This window comes from Bradyrhizobium sp. SZCCHNR1098 (genome assembly GCF_032489375.1).
Classification (GTDB): Bacteria; Pseudomonadota; Alphaproteobacteria; order Rhizobiales; family Xanthobacteraceae; genus Bradyrhizobium.
Map to the genome: position 1 here is coordinate 429337 of NZ_JAUEXY010000003.1, position 15376 is coordinate 444712.

The following is a 15376-nucleotide window of genomic DNA, read 5'->3' on the forward strand; positions in this document are numbered from 1 at the left end:
TCCGCAAGTATTGCGCGCGGAACAACTGCGGATCAGTAGTAATTCTCCAGGCCAAAACCCGATTTAATCTTGTCTTTCCGGCTGCGCCATGCGTAGCGCGGAAGCATAGGCGCGGACTAATTTACCTTCATAAATGCCGCTGCACTTGACTGCATTTACCCAAAGTCCCTAAAGTCTGATTAACAAGAACCGGTAATATTGACCCGTATTCTCGTTTAATAATAGTTTAACGATAGAAATGGGAGCGCCACCAAAGCGCCCCATATTTGGAGGTTTTGGCGCATGAATGCTCCTGTCCTGCTGGCCCAGTTGACCGGCACGTCCTCGCAGCCATCCAGCGCCTCTGCAAAGCACCTCAAGATCGGCAAACCGCCGGGCAACCAAGCCATTACGGTTCACCTCGACGGTCAGAGCCAGATCGATTTCAGCGACATCGCCAGCGAGCGGCTGACCTTCGTCAAGATCGGCAACCGCCTCATCATCCTGTTCGACAATCAGTCGACGGTGTCCATCGACCCGGTTTTCGATACCAACGGCGCCGCGCTGAAGGACGTCAGCTTCGAGGTCGGCCCCGACCGAATCATCAATGGCGATCAGTTCGCCGAGCTGTTTCCCATCACCACCGACCAGTCGGTGCTGCCCGCCGCGGGAACGCCCGGTGCGCCGGGCGTGCCTGCCGGAGCGAACTTCGGGACGTTCAAGATCGATGCGCTGATCGGCGGCACGCCGCTTGGGCTGCTGGGAGCCGAGGACACCACCACCAAATTCGGCGACAATCCGGTCACGCCGAATCCGACGCCGATTGCCGGCGTCGCCGACAGCGTGGTGCTCAATGAGGACGGCCTGTCCGAAGGCCGGCCCGGCGGCAGCGGCGACATCGGCGGCGTGGCGACGAGCTTTACCGGTTCGCTGAACGTCGACTTCGGCACCGACGTGATCGGCCGCGCCTTTGCGTTTGCGGCGTCACAGCCTGGTCTTGCCGGGCTGACGTCCGGCGGCCAGGAGGTGCATTTTGCGATCACCACCGTCAACGGCCAGCCGGAGCTGATCGGCTATATCGGCAGTGATCCCTCGATCGTCGCCAACCAGGTCTTCACCGTCACGCTCGACGCCAACGCGACGATCGCGGGGACCTATACGGTCACGCTGCTGCAGCCGCTCGATCATCCGGTCTTCGGGACCGAAGACACGCTGAACCTCACCATCAACGTCATCGCCATCGACGGCAGCGGCGACACCGCGCCGGTGACGATCGTGATCGGCGTCAACGACGATTCGCCGGTCGCCGGCACCGTCGAGGCGATCAATGTCGCCGAGCACACCGGCGGCGCCAGTGAAGGCGGCGGCGAGAGCGAGCCCGTCGCCAAGGTCGTGGGCGGCGACGGCTTCGAGCCGACCACGGCGAGCGTGGATCTCCACATCGGCTGGGGCGCCGACAACGGCAACAGCAAGGTCGATGGCGGCTCCAACGGGACCGTGGTCGACGGCGACCGCTCGCTGGTGTTCGACGCGTCCGAGATCGCGACCTTGCAGGCGCTGGGCCTGACCTCGAACGGCGAGGCCATCTCCTACACGCTGTCGGCTAACGGCACCGAGATCATCGCGACCGCAGGTGAGGGTGAGGGCGCGCGCACCATCTTCACCGTGTCGCTGTCCGACACCGGCTCCGGCAGCGCCACCTTCACCCTGTCCGACAATATCGACCACAACGGCGCCAACGACGCGTCGCTGCCGCTGACCTTCAAGGTGGTCGCGACCGACGCCGACGGCGACCCCGTCAACAGCGCCTTCACCGTCAATGTCGCCGATGACGGCCCGAGCTTCGGCGAGAAGCCGAGCTATTCGGTGGTCGACGAAGACGGTCTCGGCAATGCCGGCAACAGCTACGCCGATGGCAGCGACGCCTATGGCGAAGACCTGACGGTCACCGATACGCTCGGAATCCGCTGGGGCTCCGACGACGCCAACAACAATGTCGACGGCGGCATCAACGCAACGCCGGTCAACGGCGACCGCGCCGTCACCTTCGCCGCAAACGTGGTGGCCTCGCTCGAGGCGCAGGATCTGACCTCCGACGGCTTTGCCCTGCGCTACGAAGTGTCGGGGAACGGCACCGTGCTGACCGCCTATCGCTATGATGCCGCGCACGAGACCTATGTCGATGCCAACGGCAAGCCGCTGGAAGGCGAGGGGCTGTCGGGCGCCGTGGTGTTCACGGTGTCGCTGTCCGACCAGGGTCATGGCTCCTATACCTTCGCGCTGTCGGGCAACCTGGATCACCCGGTGCACGGCACCGAGGATGACATCACCCTCAACATCGGTTTCGTCGCCACCGATTCCGATGGCGATGCGATCACCGACACCTTCACGGTGAAGGTCAATGACGACGCCCCGAGCTTCGGCGAGAAGCCGAGCTATTCGGTGGTCGACGAGGACGGCCTCGGCAACGCCGGCAACAGCTACAAGGATGACGGCGACGCCTATGGCGAAGACCTGAAGGTCACCGATACGCTCGGCATTCGCTGGGGCGCCGACAGCGCCAACAGCCATGTCGATGGCGGCATCGATGGCACGCCGGTCAACGGCGACCGCGCCGTGACCTTCGCGGCCGACGTGGTCGCGACGCTCGACGCCCAGAATCTCGCCTCGAACGGCTTCGGTCTCACCTACGTCGTGTCCGACAACGGAACGCTGCTCACGGCCTATCGCTACGACGCCGAGCATGAGACCTATGTCGGCGCCGACGGCAAGCCGACGGATTCGGCCCACGCGACGGTGTTCACCGTGGCGCTGTCCGATCAGGATCACGGCTCCTACACGTTCGAGCTGAAGGGCAATCTCGATCACCCGGTGCACGGCACCGAGGACGACATCACGCTCAACATCGGCTTCGTCGCCACGGATTCCGACGGTGACGCGGTGACCGACAGCTTCACCCTGAAAGTCAACGACGACGCGCCGGTGTTCGGCGATGCGCCGAGCGCCGGTGTGGTCGACGAGGACGGCCTCGGCAATGCCGGCGACAGCTACGTGGAAGGCAGCGACGTCGCCGGCGCCGATCTGACGGTGACCAAGACGCTCGCCATCCTGTGGGGCGCCGATAGCGCCAACAGCCATGTCGACGGCGGCATTGATGGCGCGTCGGTCAAGGGCGATCGCGCCGTCACTTTCGCCGCGGACACGGTTCCCTCGCTCGAGGAGCTGGGGCTGACGTCGAACGGGATTGCGCTGAGCTATCAGGTCTCCGAGAACGGCACGCTGCTGACCGCCTATCGCTACGATGCCGCCCACGAGACCTATGTCGACGCGAACGGCAAGCCGACGGAGGACCTCGCCAGCGCCACGGTGTTCACCGTCTCGCTGTCGGATCTGGACAACGGCTCCTACACCTTCAACCTTACCGGCAATCTCGACCATTCGGTCCACGGCAGCGAGGATAATCAAGGGCTGTATTTCGGCTTCGTTGCCACCGATTCCGACGGCGACGCAATCCACGGCAGCTTCAATGTCGAGGTCAATGACGACGCCCCGGTGTTTGGCGAGCGCGTCAGCTACTCCGTGGTCGACGAGGATGGTCTCGGCAATCCCGGCAATTCCTACGCGGATGGCAACGACGCTGCGGGCGCCAATCTGACGGTGACCGACTTTCTCGGCATCCGTTGGGGCGCCGGCAGCGCCAACAGCCATGTCGACGGCGGCATCAACGGTGCGCCGGTCAACGGCGACCGCGCCGTCACCTTCGCCGTCGACGTGGTCTCGACGCTTACCGCCCAGCATCTGACGTCGAACGGCGTCGCGCTGACCTACACCGTGTCCGCCGGCGGCACGATGCTGACCGCCTACCGCTACGATGAAGCGCATCACACCTACGTCGACGGCGAGGGCCATGCCACCGGTGATCCGGCCACGGCTGCGGTGTTCACGGTGTCGCTGTCCGACCAGGGGCAGGGGTCCTACAGCTTCACGCTGATCGACAACGTCGATCATCCGGCCCACAACACCGAGGACGACGTCACGCTCACCCTCGGCTTCGTCGCCACGGATTCGGATGGCGATGCGGTCTCCGACACCTTCAAGGTCAAGATCAACGACGACGCGCCAGTGCTGAACCGGGAGATGGCCACCGGCGTGGTCGATGAGGACGGGCTAGCCACCGGGCTCGCCGGCGGACCTGGCGATGTTCCCGGCCAGAACACGGTCGCAACGGGCGATCTCGGCATCTCCTGGGGCAGCGACAGCGCCAACAATCTCGGCAATGTCGGGATCACCGGTGCGTCATCGGTGAACGGCGACCGCGCCGTCACCTTCGCATCCGACGCCACCACGACGCTCGCCGCGCAGCACCTGACCTCGAACGGCGTCGCGTTGACCTACGGCGTCAGCGAAGGCGGCACGTTGATCACGGCCTACCGCTTCGACGGACAGCACTACATCGACGGCAACGGCAACTGGACCAGCAACAAGGCCAATGCCGCCGTGTTCACTGTGAAGCTGTCCGACCTCGATTCCGGGTCCTACAGCTTCACGCTGCTCGACAATCTCGACCACCCGGTGCCCAACACCGAGGACAGCATCGCGCTGACGTTGAAATACGTCGCCACCGATTCCGACGGCGATCAGGTCAGCGGCACGTTCAAGGTCAGCGTCAACGACGACAGCCCGGAGGCGCATACCGGGGCGGCCAAGAGCATCAGCGAAGCCGATCTCAACTCCGGTGGCGGCGATTGCGGCCCCGATTTCGGCGGCCACGATGGCGGCAGCCGCGATCCCCAGGTGACCGGCGCGCTCAACATCAAATGGGGTGCCGACAACAACGACAGCGGCGCCGCCGATCGCTCGGTCCGCTTCGCCAACACGTCCAACGCTGCCGCCGACGTCCATGTGACCAACGGCAGCGATGTCGGCCTCAGCGGCCTGACCTCGGACGGTCAGCAGGTGAAATACGCCTTCGATCATGGCGTGCTGGTCGGCTACACCGGCAACAGCCTCAATTTCGGGCAGCGCGTGTTCGAAGTCTCGCTCGATGACGACGGTACCGGCACCTACACCTTCAAGCTGCTCGGCAATCTCGATCATCCGGCCGGGCAGGGCAGCAACGTCGTCAAGCTGACGTTCGACTACACCGCGACCGATTCCGACGGCGATTCGAGCAGCAGCACGTTCACCGTCACCGTGGTCGACGACGTCCCGACGATCGGGCACGCCGAGAGCGAGACCGTCAGCGAAGCCAACCTTCCGACCGATCTCTACGACGTCCTGTTCCCGGATTCGCCGTACTCCACCGTGCAGACCGGCCGCCTCGCGATTTCCTGGGGCGCCGACGACAATGATTCCGGCGCGACCAACAACCGCTCGGTGGCGTTCTTCGACACGACCGCACCGGAAGGGCTGACGTCCAACGGCTATGCGATCAGCTATGTGGTCTCGTCCGACGGCACCACGCTGAGCGCGGTCACCACCGATCACCGCACCGTTTTCACCGTCACGCTGAGCGATGACGGCGACGGCAGCTACAAGTTCACGCTGCTCGACAACCTCGACCATGGCAAGTCGGGCACCGACAGCCTGGCGCTGAGCTTCGGCTTCAAGGCCACCGATTCCGACGGCGACAGCTCCGCGAGCAGCTTCACGGTGGCGGTGACCGACGACGTGCCGACCGTCGGCTGCGCCGAGGACGAGACCGTCAGCGAGGCCAGCCTGCCGACCGACGGCTACGACACCAGCCATCCGGATGCATCGAACTCGACGGTCCAGACCGGCAGCCTCGACATTTCCTGGGGGGCCGACGACAACAATACGGGCGTGGGGCACAACCGCGCGGTGGCCTTCACCACTGCCGCCGGCGCCACGGGCCTGACCTCCGACGGCTCGGCGATCAGCTACACGATCTCCAGCGACGGCACCTTGCTGACGGCCGTCACCGCGGATCACCGCACCGTCTTCACCATCCAGTTGTCCGACAGCGGTGATGGCAGCTACAAGTTCACGCTGTACGACAACATCGACCACCCGGCGTCCGGCCAGAACGACGACAGCCTGCCGCTGACGTTCGGCTTCAAGGCCACGGATTCCGACGGCGACAGCGTCACCAGCAGCTTCAAGGTCACGGTGCTCGACACCACGCCGGTCGCTGCGGCCGGCGACGCCAAGACCGTCGATGAGGACGATCTGCCGGGCGGCACCGATGCCTCCAAGGAGCCGACCGCGGTCAGCGGCGACCTCAACATCAGCTGGGGCTCCGACGACAGCAACAAGACCTCGGGCGGCGGGCTCGGCGACCGCTCGGTCACCTTCCGCTACACGAGCGCGGGCGCGAATGTCGACGCCGAGGACAGTTCGGGCCGCAATCTGACGCTGACGTCGGATGGCCAGACGGTGAAGTACACCTTCGAGAACGGCGTGCTCGTCGGCTACACCGGCGGCGATCTCGCCCACGGCGCCCGCGTGTTCGAAGTGTCGCTGAGCGACCAGAACGACGGCTCCTACAACTTCAAGCTGCTCGGCACTCTGGACCATCCCGCCGGCAGCGGCGAGAACATCGTCAAGCTGTCGTTCAGCTTCACGGCGACTGATGGCGACGGCGACACGTCCAGCAACAGCTTCGTCGTCTCGGTCAAGGACGACGTGCCGGTGCTCGGTTCGCCGACCGCCGCGACGCTGACCGAGAACGCCACCGGCTCTGCTGGCGCGGAGGTGTTTCAGACCCAGACCGCGGCCGATGTCGCGCTCAACATCAATTGGGGTGCCGACGACAGCAATTCGGGCGCGGCCAATCGCAGCGTCGCATTCGATAGCGCGATCCATACCGGCGACGTGGTCAAGACCGCCGGCGCAGGCAGCCCGACGCTGACGTCGAACGGCACGGCGGTGCAGTTCATCCGCGTGTCGGACACCGAGATCTGGGGCGTCGCCAACGACAATGGCGGCCAGCTCACGACGAATGACCGCAAGGTGTTCCACATCACGCTGTCCGACGATGGCTCCGGCAGCTACACCTTCGAGCTCCTGGACAATGTCGATCACGTCGGCTCGGGCCAGACCAATGCACTGTCGCTGAAGCTCGGCTTCACCGCGACCGATGCCGATGGCGATACCGCCTCCGGCGGCAACTTCACCGTTACCATCAATGACGACAACGGCCGGCCCGCGATCGGCACGTCTGATGCCGGGACCGTCGACGAGGATGGGCTTTCCGGCGGCAACACCGGAGCGGCCACCGGCGACGTCGCCGGTGCCAATGTCGCGGCCAACGGCTCGCTGGCGATCTCCTGGGGCGCCGACGACAACAACAGCGGCGGCGTGAACCGCGCGGTCGCGTTCAGCGGCATCACCAACGGCCAGAGCGCCACGTCGGACGCGGGCGCGCTGACGGTCGAGGGCGTCCAGGTGAAGCTCTGGGTCGTCGGCAATACGGTCTATGGTTACACCGGCAGCAATCCGACCAACGGCAACCCGCCGTCGGTGGCCAGCCAGGTGTTCAAGGTCTCGCTCGATGATTCCGGTGCAGGCAGCTACAGCTTCACGCTGCTGAAGCACGTCGATCATCCGGCCGGCCAGAACGAGAACGACGTCAAGCTGACCTTCAGCTTCACCGCCACCGATGCGGATGGCGATAGCGCCAGCTCGTCATTCGCGGTGACGATCGACGACGATACCCCCGTTGCGACCGCGACGGTGTTGAGAGCCGCGGTCTACGAGAGCGAGCTGCCGAACGGAACGGTGGTGACCGCGACCGGCAACCATGGCGGCGACCTCAACGGCGACGGCAACGGCAACGATTCCTACTTCACCGGCAATCTGAGCTCGCTGGTGTCGTTCGGCGCCGACAAGCCCGGCACCTATACGGTCGAGAAGACCAACCTCGCGCCCGAGCTGCTGTCGCTGACGTCGGGCGGCGTGGCGCTGACCTACAGCATGGGGGTCGACAACACGCTGATCGCCAAGGCTGGCAGCGTCACGATCTTCGAATTCCAGGTCGATGCCAACACCGGCCAGTATTCGTTCCGTCTGAAGGGCGCGCTGGACCACGTCGGCACCGGCCATGACAACACGCTGACGCTCGACCTGTCGACGGCGGTGACCGCCACCGATTCCGACGGCGATTCCGTTGCGCTGCACGATCAGATCATCATCACCGTCAACGATGACAGCCCGCAGTCGCAGGACGTCGACACCGTCGCGATCTCGGAGGCAGCCGGCAGCGTCTCGACCGGCGCGGTCGATCTGCGCATCACCTATGGGGCCGATGGCGACAGCCCCGGGCCGTCGGTGACGTTCTTCGGCGCGTCGCCGGTGCGCGTCTACGATGCAGCCGACCACCAGCTCTCCGGACTGACATCGCTCGGCTTCGGCCTGACCTATGTGATGTCGGCGGATCACACGACGCTGACCGCCTATCGCATGAGCGGTGGCAGCTACATCGGCCAGAATGGTCTGGTGACCGGCAACGCGGCTGATGCCGCGGTCTTCACGGTGACGCTGTCGGAGGCCGGCACCGGCTCCTACAACTTCACCTTGCTACAGCCGCTCGATCACCCCGCGCCGATCGGGACCTCGAGCGCCGCCGACCAGTATCTCGACCTCAATTTCGCCTTCGCGGTCGAGGACCGCGATCACGACGTCTTCACCAACAATTTCACCGTCCGGGTCGATGCCGCCGGCACCGTGACCACGACGCGTTATGACGCGCCGAATTCGCCGGTGTTCGTCAATCTCGGCGACAGCGCGGCGACGGTCGTCGGCGAGACGGTCGGGGCTCACAGCGTGACCGACCGCGCCGCGGTGACCGACAAGGTGGTCGGCATCGACAAGCTCGGCGGCGTGACCGAGGCCCACGCCTCAAATGGCGACGACATTCTGGTCGGCGGCAACGGCGTGGGCGGCGATGCCCTGTTTGGCGGCGCCGGCAACGACATCATCATCGGCGGAGGAGGTGGCGACCGGCTGTTCGGCGGCGCTGGCAACGACACCTTCCTCTACACGGTGGGCGACGGCAGCGACGTCATCGACGGCGGCTCGGAGTCTGGCACGACCTTTCCGAACTACGACGTACTCGCGATCACGGGCGATGGAAATGCGCGCAACTTCACCATCGGTAAGACCTCGACCGGTACCGAGATCAATCCGACGCTGAACGATCCGTCCGCTAGCAACGCCACCGACATTCTGGTGCGCTATGACGGTCCGAACGGCGCGACGATCCGCGCCGACGAGATCGAGCGCATCACCATCACCGGCGGCACCGCCAGCGACTCGGTGACGATCACCGATATCAGCGGCACGGCGATCGCGCCGTCGACCATCGTGTTCAACGGCGGCTCCGGCAACGACACGCTGGATCTCGTTCGGTTTGCCGGCAACACCAGCGTTGTGTCCGACGGCGGCTCTGACAGCGACACGGTGAAGTTCGGCTTCAAGTTCGCCGAGGCGACCTACACCAAGGTGTTCGCGACGGACGGCGTGACGCTGATCGGCGTGCAGGTCACCCACAACGGCCTGACCGATACGTTCACGAATTACGAGAGCTTTGCCTTCACCGACGGCACCCGTTCGCTCGCGGGTGTCTTCAACACGCCGCCGGTGGCTCATGACGACGCGGTCCAGGCGAGTGAGGATAGCCCGCTCACCGTCAACGCGCTGCTCAGCCTGCTCAACAACGACACCGACGTCGACAACAACACCTTAACCGTCACCGGCGTGTCGAACGCGACGCACGGCACCGTTTCGCTCTCCAACGGCAATCCGGTGTTCACGCCGGACAAGAACTTCTCGGGCGTCGCCGGCTTCGATTACACGGTCAGCGACGGCGATGGCGGGACCGCGACCGCGCACGTCACGGTCGACGTCGCACCGAAGGCCGACGCGCTGACGCTGGGCTTCATGGATCTCGGCCCGGCCTCGGGTGCCGAGGACACCACGATCAACCTGAAGCTCATCAGTGCCGCCGTCACCGATACCGACGGCTCCGAAAGCCTGCGGCTGCTGATTTCGGGCTATCCGGCCGGTGCGACCTTCTCGGTCGGCCATGCCGGAACCGGCGCTGACGCCGGCAAGTGGGTGATCGATAGCGCCGCCGCGATCGCCGCGTTCGACAGCCACCCGCTGCAGATCACGCCGCCCGCGAACTACAACGGCACGTTCTCGTTGTCGGTGGTCGCGGAGGTCACCGACCAGGCTACGTTGTCGGACGGCAACGTCCACACCGACGTCGTCAACACCGCACTGCAGACGATCGATGTCACGGTGACCCCGGTCAACGACGCGCCGCAGATCCATGCGCCGACGCAGGTGACGACGAACGAGGATACGCCATTCGCCTTCACCGGCGCGAACGCGTTCTCCTTCTCCGATGCGGACGGCGATGTCGTCGAGTCCGTGAGGTTCGACATCTCCGGCGGCACGTTCGCGATCCCGTCTCTCGGCGTCTACAACGCCAGCCAGACGCTCGCGATGAGCGGGTTCAAGATCAGCGATCTGAACGCCATTCTGGCGTCGGCGGTGTTCACGCCATCAGCCGATAACGATGCGACGGGATCGGTCACGATCACCATCAACGACAACGGCAATGTCGGCGGTGGCAATCTGAGCGCGACGCAGACGATCACGATCAACATCAACCCGATCGAGGATGCTCCCACGGCCGTGGATGACACGGCCAGTGTGAACGAGGACACGACGTTGACCGTGTCCGATCCGACGCAGGGCGTTCTGCACAACGACCGCGACCCGGACACCGGCGACACGTTGAGCGTGGTGGCGGGCGACTTCGCGACGGCCAAGGGCGGCACGATTCACTTCAATGCCGACGGCACCTATGTCTACAAGCCTAAGGCCGACTTCTATGGCGCGGATACCGTGGATTACACGGTGCGTGATGCGGCCGGACAGACGGACATCGGCACGCTGACGGTCAACGTGGTGCCGGTCAACGATGCACCGGAGATCCATGCCCCGACGCACGTGACCGCCGATGAAGGCGCGTCGTTCGCTTTCACTGGCGCGAACGCGATCACCTTCTCCGACGCGGACGGCAATGTCGTCGAGTCCGTGAGGTTCGACATCTCCGGCGGCACGCTGTCCATTCCGTCGCTCGGCGTCTTCAACGCCGAGCAGACGCTCGCGATGAGCGGGTTCAAGATCAACGATCTGAATACCTATCTGGCATCGGCGGTGTTCACGCCGAACAGCGACCAGCCGGGGTCGGTCACGATCACCATCAACGACAACGGCAATGTCGGCGGCGGCAATCTGAGTGCCACCCAGACGGTCAGCGTCGAGGTCATCCCCGCCAACCACCCGCCGGTGGCGAACTCCGACACCCATGCGGTGCTCGAGGATGACACGCTCAACGTCTCAGTTGCGAATGGCGTCATCCGCGGCTCGACCGGCGGCTCGGTGGCCGACACCGACGTCGACAACCCCGTCAGCTCGCTCGTCGTGTCCGGCGCCGTGGCCGGCACCGGCAGCGTGACGCAGGGGGCGGGCGTCGGCACCTCGATCGAGGGCGCCTACGGCCATCTGACGCTGAATTCGGACGGCTCCTACACCTATGTCGCCGACAAGGCCGATGCGCTGGCGGCGGGCGTGCCCGCGGTGGACACCTTCACCTATACCGACAAGGATCCGTCGGGCGCGGTGTCGAACACGGCGACGCTCAAGATCACGGTCACCGGCGTCAACGACGCGGCCGTGATCAGCGGCGACGCCACCGGCACCATCGCCGAGGAGGGCGGCATCGCCAACAGCCAGAGCAGCCCGCTCTACGGCATCGCCCGCGGCGACCTCAATGCGACCGACGTCGACGGGCACAACGATGTGTGGCAGGCGACGTCCTCGAACACGGCCAACGGCTACGGCTGGTACGATATCGGCAGCGATGGCAGGTGGACCTACGGCATCTATAACAACGACCCGAGAATCCAGGCGCTGAAGGAAGGCGAAACCACGCTGACCGACAGCTTCACGGTCTACACGGAGGACGGCACCGCCAAGACGGTGACGATCCAGATCCTCGGCAACAATGATGCGCCGGTCCTGCAGAACGCGCTGACCGACCGCAGCTCGGCGGAGGATCAGCCGTTCAGCTTCACCATCCCGTCGAACACGTTTGCCGATGTTGATGGCCGCTTCGATGGCACCGCGAACCCGCTGACGCTGTCGGCGAACCTCAGCGACGGCAGCAACCTGCCGACGTGGTTGCACTTCGACGCCACGACCGGCACCTTCAGCGGCACCCCGCCGGCCAATTTCGCGGGCACGGTCAACGTCACGGTCTACGCCAGCGACGGCGAATATGCCGTCTCGGACGCCTTCACGCTGACCATCACGCCGGTCAATGACGGCGCTGCGAGCGTGACGGTGTCGGGCACGGCGACGCAGGGCCAGACGCTGACCGCCAATCTCGGCAGCGATCCGGATGGCGCCGCGTCGAACGTCGTCTATCACTGGCTGCGGGACGGCGCCGTCATCAACGGCGCAACCGGCTCGACCTACACGCTGGGGTCCAACGACGTCGGCCACAAGATCTCGGCCAACGTCACCTATACCGACGGCCAGGGCTTTGCCGAGAACGTGACCAGCGGCCAGACCGGCTCGGTCACGGCGCCGAACCACGCGCCGACCTTCGGAGCCGGAACGACCACGGCAGGCGTCACCGAGGACGCCTCCTATGCGGCGCCGAGCGGCAACCTGATCCAGAACGGCTCGTTCGGCTACTACAACGGCAACTTCTACACGCTGGATGCGTGGACGGTCGGGGGCGCCCATGCCGTCACCGTCGTGGGCGGCCGCACCGACGGCGGCTCGGCCGATTTCTACGGCGCATCGAGCTCGATGAGCCAGACCATCAGCACCGTCGTCGGCATGACCTATACCGTCGACTTCTACGTGATGACCTACGGTACGGCCGTGACATCGGGTGTCGACGGAACGACCCTTCTGACGACCAGCGCCTGGAACTTTGGCTGGACGGAGCAGACCTACCAGTTCACGGCGACCTCGACGTCGACGACGATCAAGTTCGCGAGCGCAGGTGGTGCCGTCATCGACGACATCTCGGTGCAACCCAGCACGGTCGTGACACCGGGCGTGGAGCGGGCATCCGGCGCGATCGCCTTCACCGACGTGGACGGCGATGCCCAGACCGTGACCTACACGACACCGGCCGGCAGCAACTACTACGGCTCGTTCAACGCCACGGTCGACAATACCGGCCACAAGGTGAACTGGACGTTCACCGTCAATGACGCCGACATCCAGTCGCTGCGCGCCGGCGACCATATCGATCAGACCTACACGGTGAAGATCGATGACGGTCACGGCGGGACGACGACGCAGACCGTCACCGTCACGGTGAACGGCGTCAACGATGCGGCGTCGATCGCGGGCACGGCAAGCGGGACGGTCAAGGAGGACGGCACGCTGACGGCCGGCGGGACCCTGACGGTTACCGACGTCGATAGTGGGGAAGCCCAGTTCCAGACGCCCGCTTCACTGGCGGGGACGTATGGCACCTTCACCTTCAACGCGGTGACCGGGGCCTGGGGCTATACGCTGAACAATTCGGCCGCCAACGTCCAGGCGCTCAACAATGGCGACGTCAAGCACGACACGCTGACCGTGAAGTCGGTCGACGGCACGGCCAGCCAGGTCATCGACGTGACCATCAACGGCACGAACGAGCCGGCGCCGTTGGCCGTCGTGGACACCACGAGCGCCGACGGACGCTATGCGCTGTCGCAGAACACCGACTCGCCGAACGTGATCAGCCTGAATGCGGCAACGCTGTTCTCAGGTGGAACGGGGACGGTCACCTACACCTACAGCCTCGTCTACAGCTCGACCGGCGACGACAGCTGGATCCATCGGACCGGAAACCAGTTCACCGGCGATCCGAACAACAGCGATGCGGGCCTGTACGTCTACAAGGTGACGGCGACCGATTCGGTGTCGTCTGTGTCGACCTATCTCGCCTTCAACGCGCTCGACAATGGTGCGCTCAATCTCACCATCAACTCGCTGTCGGACAAGTCGTGGGTGGTCGGCTCGGCACCGTGGCTGTCCGGCTACAGTGCCAACGACGGCGACGCGATCGCCGCCACTGTCGACAACCCGCTCGAGGCCAATGCCAACAACGGCTACGACGTGATGATCGGGTCGAGCGGCGGCAACAACTTCAACGGCGGCGCCGACGATGACGGCATCTACGGCCTCGGCGGCAACGACACGCTGCTCGGCGGCGCCGGCAACGACTACATCAACGGCGGCGCCGGCAACGACTCCATCCGGGGCGGCATCGGCAACGACGTCACCATCGGCGGCTCCGGCAACGACGCCTTCTATTGGGGCGTCAACGACGGCGTCGACACGGTCGACGGCGGCATCGGCACCGACACGTTCGTCATCGAGGGGACGTCGTCGCAGGATCTGATCTATGTCACGGTTGCCGGCGGCGTGATCACCGACGTCAACGGAACCAAGCTCAGCAATATCGAGGCCGTGACCGCCGATCTCGGCAGCAGCAGCGATACGCTGACCTACATCACCAGCGAGGACGTGACGGTCAATCTCGGCGCCGGCACGGCCACCGGCTTCAGCTCGATCGCCAATATCGAGCGCGTGACCGGCGGCTCGGGCGACGACATCCTGATCGGCAGCAACGTTGCCAACACGATCAATGGCGGCGATGGCGACGACATCATCCGCGGCGGTGGCGGCAACGACACCATCGATGGCGGCGTCGGCATCGACCTGCTCGACTTCTCGGATGCCACGGCCGGTTTTACGTTGACGCTGACTCAGAGCTCGACCGCAACGAATGTGTCCATTCCTGGTCTCGGCACGGACAGCTACAAGAATATGGAAGGAGTGATCGGTTCGAACTACAATGATACGATCAATGGGTCGGGCAGCGCTGACGTTCTCATCGGCGGCGCCGGCTCCGACCAGCTCACGGGCAACGGCGGGTCCGACACGTTCAAGTGGAACGCCGGCGATCTCGCCGGCGGCGGGCTCGACACCATCCTGGATTTCCAGACCGGGACCTCCGGCGACGTCATCGACCTCTCGGGCCTCTTGGCCAGCGTGTCCGGCAACCATGCCGACGCGGTGCGCTTCGTCGACAGCGGCGGGCACACCAGCCTGGCCTCGGCCAACGGCAGTGGCGTTCTGAACAACGGCGACCTGACGCTGCAGATCAACGCCGGCTCCGGCTGGACCAACGTCGCGACGATCAAGGACACCGGCGGCAACCTCACGGCCGGCGACGACGTGATCAAGATGATCATCGACAACAGCCACGCCCAGACGCAGGTCCACGTCTGACCCGGCCGGCTTGGGACAAGCAGAAGCAAAGGGCCGCCCATGAGGTGGCCCTTTT

The 15376-nt window shown here is 65.1% G+C and carries 1 protein-coding gene; it reads left to right on the plus strand.

Annotated elements, in window-relative coordinates; all coding sequences use genetic code 11:
- Positions 1 to 282: 282 nt before the first annotated feature.
- Positions 283 to 15321 carry a VCBS domain-containing protein gene (locus QX135_RS10130; RefSeq protein WP_316234059.1) on the plus strand — a complete coding sequence of 5013 codons (15039 nt, stop codon included), beginning with the start codon at positions 283 to 285 and terminating at the stop codon, positions 15319 to 15321.
- Positions 15322 to 15376 lie beyond the last annotated feature (55 nt).